Raw genomic sequence first — 439 nt, forward strand, 5'->3', positions numbered from 1 at the left:
CAGGGCAGGTTCAGAACGAAGAAATGAAACAGCGCTTGGGCGGCGATCGTCGTCAGCGCCAGGTAGAACCCCTTGATGCGCACCGCCGACAATCCGAAGATGAAGCCGAACAAAGCGGCGGAACATCCGCCCAGCGGAATCGTCAGCCAGAACGGCAGCCCCAGTTTCGTGGCCAGAAAACCGGTCGTGTAGGCACCGACGCCCATAAAGGCGGCCTGTCCCAGATTGATCTGGCCGGCATAACCGGTGGTGATCTGAAGGCCGAGGACGATCACCGACGAGATCAGTATCAGTGTCGAGATGGCGAGCAGCCGCGGCCCGAACAGGATCGGCAGCGCCAGCAGGAAAATCAGAAACAAGGCGAGGGCAATCTGCTGCGGACGCGTCCGCACCAACGCCGCATCGTGCGCAAAACTGGTGGCGAAAATGCCGGCCGGAT

The 439-nt window shown here is 61.0% G+C and carries 1 protein-coding gene; it reads right to left on the reverse strand.

The window, feature by feature from the left end; translation table 11 throughout:
- Positions 1-439, reverse strand: a 439-nt coding sequence (locus AACY52_RS31525; RefSeq protein ID WP_339561582.1) for a branched-chain amino acid ABC transporter permease, incomplete at both ends; no start/stop codon positions are given.

Origin of the sequence: Pseudomonas sp. EA_65y_Pfl1_P113 (assembly GCF_963970525.1) — a bacterium.
GTDB lineage: Bacteria > Pseudomonadota > Gammaproteobacteria > Pseudomonadales > Pseudomonadaceae > Aquipseudomonas > Aquipseudomonas tritici.